This is a genomic window from Vibrio sp. 10N.222.55.A1 (assembly GCF_041473835.1).
GTDB lineage: Bacteria > Pseudomonadota > Gammaproteobacteria > Enterobacterales > Vibrionaceae > Vibrio > Vibrio crassostreae_C.
Genome location: NZ_JBFRSX010000011.1, coordinates 139,459 through 146,202, shown reverse-complemented (window position 1 = coordinate 146,202; position 6,744 = coordinate 139,459). Strand labels below are relative to the sequence as shown.

At 43.0% G+C, this 6,744-nt stretch carries 8 protein-coding genes; 4 read left to right on the top strand and 4 right to left on the bottom strand.

Going from position 1 to position 6,744, the window contains the following annotated elements; all coding sequences use genetic code 11:
• Positions 1 to 313: 313 nt before the first annotated feature.
• The gene (locus AB4493_RS03375) at positions 314 to 838 is read right to left on the bottom strand and encodes a DUF3087 family protein (RefSeq protein WP_048611591.1); all 525 of its coding nucleotides are present in this window, start codon (positions 836 to 838) and stop codon (positions 314 to 316) included.
• 256 nt (positions 839 to 1,094) lie between these two features.
• On the opposite strand from AB4493_RS03375, the gene trmY reads away from it, so the two are divergent.
• Positions 1,095 to 1,694, top strand: coding sequence for a tRNA (pseudouridine(54)-N(1))-methyltransferase TrmY (gene trmY, locus AB4493_RS03370; protein WP_004733046.1), 600 nt, complete (start codon positions 1,095 to 1,097; stop codon positions 1,692 to 1,694).
• A 90-nt stretch (positions 1,695 to 1,784) separates the two neighbouring features.
• On the opposite strand, the gene AB4493_RS03365 is transcribed toward trmY, so the two are convergent.
• Entirely contained in the window at positions 1,785 to 2,885 is a 1,101-nt protein-coding gene (locus AB4493_RS03365) for a permease (RefSeq protein ID WP_372154518.1), read from the bottom strand.
• Between the two features lie 233 nt (positions 2,886 to 3,118).
• Here AB4493_RS03365 and AB4493_RS03360 point away from each other — a divergent pair, with 233 nt between their 5' ends.
• Positions 3,119 to 3,415 carry a helix-turn-helix transcriptional regulator gene (locus tag AB4493_RS03360; RefSeq protein ID WP_004733042.1) on the top strand — a complete coding sequence of 99 codons (297 nt, stop codon included), beginning with the start codon at positions 3,119 to 3,121 and terminating at the stop codon, positions 3,413 to 3,415.
• A complete protein-coding gene (sigZ, locus tag AB4493_RS03355; RefSeq protein WP_372154517.1) occupies positions 3,399 to 3,983 on the top strand; it encodes an RNA polymerase sigma factor SigZ in 585 nt (194 codons plus the stop codon). The genes AB4493_RS03360 and sigZ overlap by 17 nt, the downstream gene beginning before the upstream one ends.
• A 120-nt stretch (positions 3,984 to 4,103) precedes the next feature.
• Here the strand turns inward: sigZ and AB4493_RS03350 are convergent, their stop codons facing one another.
• Both AB4493_RS03350 and AB4493_RS03345 read right to left on the bottom strand, forming a co-directional pair.
• Positions 4,104 to 4,718 carry a YitT family protein gene (locus AB4493_RS03350; protein ID WP_076656378.1) on the bottom strand — a complete coding sequence of 205 codons (615 nt, stop codon included), beginning with the start codon at positions 4,716 to 4,718 and terminating at the stop codon, positions 4,104 to 4,106.
• A gap of 460 nt (positions 4,719 to 5,178) precedes the next feature.
• The gene (locus AB4493_RS03345; protein WP_017061698.1) at positions 5,179 to 5,328 is read right to left on the bottom strand and encodes a hypothetical protein; all 150 of its coding nucleotides are present in this window, start codon (positions 5,326 to 5,328) and stop codon (positions 5,179 to 5,181) included.
• Between the two features lie 29 nt (positions 5,329 to 5,357).
• Here AB4493_RS03345 and AB4493_RS03340 point away from each other — a divergent pair, with 29 nt between their 5' ends.
• On the top strand, positions 5,358 to 6,569 hold the full coding sequence (locus AB4493_RS03340) for an MFS transporter (protein WP_017061697.1): 1,212 nt from the start codon (positions 5,358 to 5,360) through the stop codon (positions 6,567 to 6,569).
• Positions 6,570 to 6,744 lie beyond the last annotated feature (175 nt).

The following is a 6,744-nucleotide window of genomic DNA, read 5'->3' as shown; positions in this document are numbered from 1 at the left end:
TAAATTGTTAAAGAGCTTTGCTTATCGAAACTTTCTTTTTACAAAGAAACCTTTGAAAGCGGACGTGAATTCTAGCGATTTAATCTTAAGTGTCAAACACTTTTTAAAATTAATTTGTTTCGAACTTTCCGTCTTACTGATTACCGCTGAAGCCTTGTGGCGTCTGCCGTGTCAGTGAGGCGGCATTATAGAGATCATCGTAAGCATGGCAACCCCTTTTTTGATAAAAATTCAAAAAAGTTGCTTAAGTGTCTACTTTTACGTCAAAAGCGTCTTTCACAGGTCAAAGCTCATACAATTACAGGCATATCACTTAAAATTTTGCGACTAAATCTTTCGAAAAAGCCTCTATATCTAGTTCAATACTCCATTTATCACTCAGCTCTACGATGTTATCTAGCGACTGCTGAACCGTTTTTATCGTCAACGTATTATTGTCTAGGTCGTATACCTGTTTTTGCGTAGTGTAATAGAAGTAAAGGATAGTCAGCGCGTCTCGGTCGCCTTGTTCCGCTTTTGGCTGAATGCGCTTGAGCTTACGATAGATTTGATTGTGGATTTGTTTCAGGTTCCATACATAAAGCGCTTCTTTGAAATACTCATGCCCTTTCACTCGGCTTGCGATAAACGCATTCAAAGCGACAGATAAGATCACCCCAAGTACGTTCAAATGAAAGTTCCCTGTCGATTCACCAGTAATTGAAGTCGCCGAGCCAAACAATTCGATCAGAATGGTGCCGAATACAATGGCAAACAATGCAAGTGACCCAACTAATGACACCAACAACAGGTTCATCTTCTTTCTATATTCTTCTTTATTAATCTTCTGTAACTTCACCGACAGCTTCCTTATGTAAGTCACTTTATAATTTTGCGCATACTATCTATGTAAACATTGGTTCGCTTCAACCCTTACCGTCTTGTAATGTGGTCATTCTCTATTTAATACTCAAAGTTCGCGGGTTGGTGCTAAGTGCAACTCCATTTGACTTCATTAATAGAAAAGAGTTACATACCGCCACAATTTTGGTTATTCATCAATTCATGTTGATAAAGTCCGTTTCGCTTTATCACATACTGACAAGGTACATTCCATGCGTTCATTTGTATTACGCGCTCGCGCAGCCCCTACAGAGAGCAAACTTATCTTAGAAGGTGTTGGGCAAGACGCTCATACTGAGATTCTGGCTCATACTCTGATGAACACGATCTTCGTTGCTCAATCTCACCGTGAGAATGTCACCGTGCATCTTGTGCTAGAAAGTACTAAAGACTTTTCACGTACCATTACATTCGATTCAAATGAAATCACCAACATTGGCGGCTTTCATGAATCTGCACTGTTATCTGCGGTAGTAAGAGCGGTTGACGCTTCTCAAGGCATGACAAAAGAGCAGACTCGTCAGGTAGAACCGGGCATCACTGTTCGTACGATGAGCTTTGAAAAGTTGGTCAAAGAACTGGCCGAAGACCACCAGCTGTACATGATGGATAAAAAAGGCGACTTTATCCGTGATGCAGAGATTGCGGAAAACCCATGTTTCCTTCTGACTGACCACATCCCAATGCCGAAGAAAAGCTACAACAGCTTAAAGCGCTTAGGAACAGAAAAGATCAGCTTAGGCCCGAACATGCTGTTTGCTTCTCAGTGCGTTGTATTGATCAATAATGAGCTGGATATTCGCGGTTTCTAGCCTCCGGACTGATAAGCTAAACAAAAAGAGCTCAACAAGGTGAGCTCTTTTTTATTAGCTATATTTTCGTATCGATGGTGTTATCTAAGATTAACCAAAGATGAAGGTGTATAGGTAACCCGCACCAATCGCCATACTTAGTATTACGAATAGGAAGGCCGCAATCATCTGATTTTTGAAGATTGATTTAAGCAGGATAACTTCCGTCAAACTTGCACCTGCACTACCAATGATCAATGCCATTACTGAACCCAACGCCATACCTTTCTGTACTAGAGCTGCACTTAATGGGATTACCGCTTCAGCACGAATGTACAGTGGAATACCAATCACGGCAGCTACTGGAATCGCATACCACATACCTTCACCAGCGTACTGTGCAATTAGGTCTGTAGGAATGAAGCCGTAGATGAATGAACCAATCGCGGTACCCATCATTAGGTAAGGGAAAACTTGTTTGAAGTCTTTCCAAGTTGAGAACCAAATTCTCATCCAACGACTAGGTTCTTTCTTCTCTACGATTTCAGCTGTTGCGCTTCCATCCGCTGAACAGCATGAAACCGTTACTTGTGGCTCTTCTTTTTTAGAATCGCAGCAAGATGTCTCTTTCGCCATTACGGGTGCGGGTTCGCCACATGCACTTGTACCACATGAAGATTCTGCTTTAACCGGTGCTGCTTTCTTAGGAGCAGAGTCACCACAGCTAGTGCCACAGCTTGAAGCTGAACCTGTTGATTCATACGCTTCAGGTTTTACGTAACGCTCAAAGCCAAGCTTCTCAAGTGCGTAACCAGCCACTACAGACACCGTCATTGCTACAAGGAAGTAGAACACAGCAACTTGCCAACCGAAGGTAATCACAAACAAACCAATGATCACTGGGTTCAATAGTGGGCTACCAAATAGGAACACCATCATTGGACCGAAACCCGCTCTTGCACGCAGCAATCCTTTTAAGAAAGGAATGGTCGAACATGAACAGAAAGGTGTAATTGCACCCAGTAGTGCTGCTACTACATAACCCTTACCATTACGTGAGCTCAGGATAGATTGAATCTTTTCTGGTGTAAGGAACTCTTGAAGAATCCCAACAATGTAGCTGATCGCTAAGAAAAGGATAATTAGCTCTACTGCTAAGAAAGCGAACATATCAAGTGCGTCTTTCAGCATTGTTAACATTTCATTGCTCATAATTAACTCCAAACTGGATTGAAGGTCGGGCTCTATGAGAAAAGTAACCAACCCTTAATTTCGAATATTCTCGAATTATAGAAATAAACAGCTCCAGAACAAGCATTATTTCGATAAAAATCGAAATGATTTTCGAAAACACAGTTTTTCAATAACTTACACAGACACCGTTTTTAAATTTGAATTCGACATACATTTCGACTAACATCGAAATTAAATCTTGAGGAGTTAATATGAACTTAGAAGTCGTTGCGAAAGCACTTAAAGAGTTGGGGCACCCTATTCGCCTAACCATTTATAAGAGTGTCGTTAAAGCTGGCTACCAAGGCATTGCAGTTGGCGGCCTACAAGAAGAGCTAGGCATTCCCGGTTCTACCTTGTCTCACCACATATCAAGCTTGGCGTCTGCGGGCCTAATCAGCCAAAGACGAGAAGGAAGAACTCTATTCTGCGTGGCGGAGTATGAGTGCCTAGAAGGTGTGATTGATTTCTTACAAGACGAATGTTGCGTAAATGAACAGTGCAACTAATGCACCTTTGAAGCTCGAACAAGTCTGGGCCGAGTATCAGCAAGCATTAAAGTCATTCCTGCATTCAAAGGTCAACAACTCTGCGGATGTAGACGACTTGCTCCAAGATATCTTGATTAAGACCTATCAGAACTTAGATAAGGTACAAGATGCTAGCAGTGTTAAGGCTTGGCTGTTCCAGTTAGCCAACAACACCATTATCGACTTCTACCGTAAGCATGCACGCCAACAACGTGATAGCCAAATTGATGCTGAAGATCTGTGGTTTACCGATTTAGACCACGACTCTGAATTTAAGCAGAAACTTTCATTGTGTATTGAACCTTTTATTCAGGCATTGCCAGAACAAAGTTCATCGCTACTGCTTGCGGTCGACATCAAACGCCAAAGCCAAAAAGAGATCGCAGAAGCGCAGAACGTCAGCTATTCAACGGTTAAATCCCGCGTGCAAAAAAGCCGTGCTGATCTTAAGAACCTGTTTGAAGAGTGTTGTAACTTGTCCCTTGATCAACAAGGCAATGTGATTGATTGCGAGCTTAAGCCGAACGCCAGCTGCGGCAAGTGTTAATCGTTACATCGAATCCGTTATTTCAATAGAACAAAGCCAGCAATTAATGCTGGCTTTGTTGTTTTCATAATCTGCAAATCACTCTTTACTTAAGCAAATCTAGAGCTTGAGCGAACCGAACTATGCTGCTTCCGCTTTTACCAAAGGTTGATAGCGCCCCGGTTTATGATTCATTGCTAGAATCAAGTTGGTGACTATCGCACCAAGCACAGACAGAAGAACCAATGACACATCAACAATAAACAGAGAAAGCACAACAATCGTGCAGTCTAATGCCATCTGAACCTTACCTGCTCGAATTCCAAAACGTTCTTGTAAGAACAACGCCAGAATGTTGAAGCCACCTAAGCTCATCTTGTGACGGAAAATCACCAGCATGCCGGTACCAATCAAGCCACCACCAAGTAAAGCTGCATACAATGCATGAATTTCGGCAATTTGAATCACGTGATACAAGTGATCCACGGCGAACGAAACAATCGAAACCGCGATAAACGTATTGATTGTGAAGCGCCAGCCCATACGAGCAACCGACAAAATATAGAAAGGTAAGTTAAGTGCGAAGAATACTTGGCCAAAGCTCAAATCTGTTACTTTGGTAATGAAGATCGCTAGACCAGCCGTGCCCCCGGTGAGCAAACCGACTTGGTTGAAAAAGATAACGCCGAGTGAAACCAATGCGCTACCTAAGATCAGTGCCAGTAAGTTTTCGCGAAGATTATGATCTTTATCCATGTGAATGACTCTCCCTGAATCTTTTAACATCGCGTTTCAGTAGTCTTGAAACGATTTATGCCCAAATTTACGATGTTTGACAGATAAGTCGAGTGAACGAGCAATGTTGCTTAGTGATTAGTTTGTATATTAGTTTTTACAGCTTTGTGAAACTTTAAATTAAACAGCTAGTTATAAGCCTTAATTTAGACTTTCATTCTTAATTAGATACTTGTTTCTATTAACTAACGAGCTTCAAGTTTTCTTATTTATTGAGCGCGTTTTATACCAATTCCAATCAAGCGACAATCTATGCATAAAACGCATAGACTACATCACAAATGGTCATTTGATACATACCCGACTCATCACTATGATGCGCGACTTCTTACAACATTGAGCGCATGTCAACACCGTATGTTTTCACAATCTCTTTTTGCCCAACTTGCCAGAATGACGTTATTCCTCGTCATTAGTTTGGTTATTGTGCATCACAGTCAGCCATTGATTGATCTCTTGGCTCAGCATGCCGTAAGCAGTGGTTGCCACCAGCAGTCAGGGCATGATCATTCTGGGCACGAACATCACCATGAGATGACTGACCAACACATGTCAGCGCAAGACCACTCAAATCACCACCATTAATTTAAGAGTATTAGAATGAGCATTTTCCGTTTTCCTTTACTGGTATGGCTAGGGATAGGCACACTTATTATCAGTCTAGGGATCAGACAATCATTCGGCATTTTCATGATGCCAATTTCAGAGCATTTCGGCACGGGTCGAGAGTTTTTCAGCTTCTCTATTGCTCTACAAAACTTATTGTTCGGTGTGTTCCAACCTTTTGTTGGTATGGCCGCTGACAAATGGGGAGCAAGACGCATCATTATTGCTGGCGCATGTGCTTACGGTTTGGGTTTACTTCTTACCTCAATTTCTACCGAATCGAGCATGCTTTACGTTTCGTTAGGCGCACTGGTTGGTCTTGGCTTGAGTGCGACAAGTTACGTGATCGTGCTTGGCGCAGTAGCGAAAGTTGTACCAGCAGAGCACGCGGCTAAGGCGTTTGGCTTAACCACGGCTGCAGGTTCATTTGGTATGTTCGCGGTAATTCCGGGCGCACAATACATGCTGAATGAATTTGACTGGCAGAGTGCGATGCAAGTGTTTGGCGTACTGTGTTGTTTGATGATCTCTTTTGCGCTGTTCATGCGAGCGCCTAAAGCAGCCTCAAACAAACAAGCGCAAGCTGAAGAGAACCAAACACTCAAAGAAGCGTTGTCTGAAGCGTTTGCTCACAAAGGTTACTGGTTGATTCACGCGGGCTTCTTCGTGTGCGGTTTCCACGTAATGTTTATCGCAACGCACTTACCGAGCTATTTAGCAGATAAAGACCTACCCGCGAGCAGCGCTGCGATGGCACTGGCTTACGTTGGCATCTTCAACATCTTTGGGTCTTACTTCTGGGGTGTAATGGGCGACAAGTTCAGCAAACGCCACGTTATGTCTGCACTGTACTTAGTGCGTACTGTGGTTATCGGTGCGTTTGTGACTCTGCCTGTGACTGAATCAACCGCGGCTATCTTCGGTGCGGCCATTGGATTCTGTTGGTTGGGTACAGTTCCGCTAACGTCTGGCTTAGTTCGTCAGATCTTCGGTGCCCGTTACCTATCAACGTTGTACGGCTTGGTATTCTTTACTCACCAAGTGGGTAGCTTCTTAGGCGCTTGGGTGGGTGGTCGTATTTACGATTACTACGGTTCTTACGAGCCAATCTGGTGGTCAACGGTGGTGCTGGCATTTGCAGCAGCACTTATCCATTTACCAATCAATGACAAGCCCATTGAGCGACTGAAATTGGCAATGGCTTAACGTTTTATGCTGACTCCCCCACTAGCGTAAACAACAAGTCGTTCCAATAAAGCGAGTGAGTATTGAAAGGAAGCATCCTGAGATACTCACTCGCTTTTTTGTTGGTCGCGATAATAGAAACTATAACTAGCGAAACTGGCATAAAGCTCACTGAATAATAAGACTATTCTCTTGG

Excerpts from the sequence above, each read along its gene's own strand:
- trmY (WP_004733046.1), top strand. The coding sequence starts at position 1,095 with ATGCGTTCATTTGTATTACGCGCTCGCGCAGCCCCTACAGAGAGCAAA.
- AB4493_RS03350 (WP_076656378.1), bottom strand. The coding sequence starts at position 4,718 with ATGGATAAAGATCATAATCTTCGCGAAAACTTACTGGCACTGATCTTA.
- sigZ (WP_372154517.1), top strand. The coding sequence starts at position 3,399 with ATGAACAGTGCAACTAATGCACCTTTGAAGCTCGAACAAGTCTGGGCC.
- AB4493_RS03360 (WP_004733042.1), top strand. The coding sequence starts at position 3,119 with ATGAACTTAGAAGTCGTTGCGAAAGCACTTAAAGAGTTGGGGCACCCT.
- AB4493_RS03365 (WP_372154518.1), bottom strand. The coding sequence starts at position 2,885 with ATGAGCAATGAAATGTTAACAATGCTGAAAGACGCACTTGATATGTTC.
- AB4493_RS03340 (WP_017061697.1), top strand. The coding sequence starts at position 5,358 with ATGAGCATTTTCCGTTTTCCTTTACTGGTATGGCTAGGGATAGGCACA.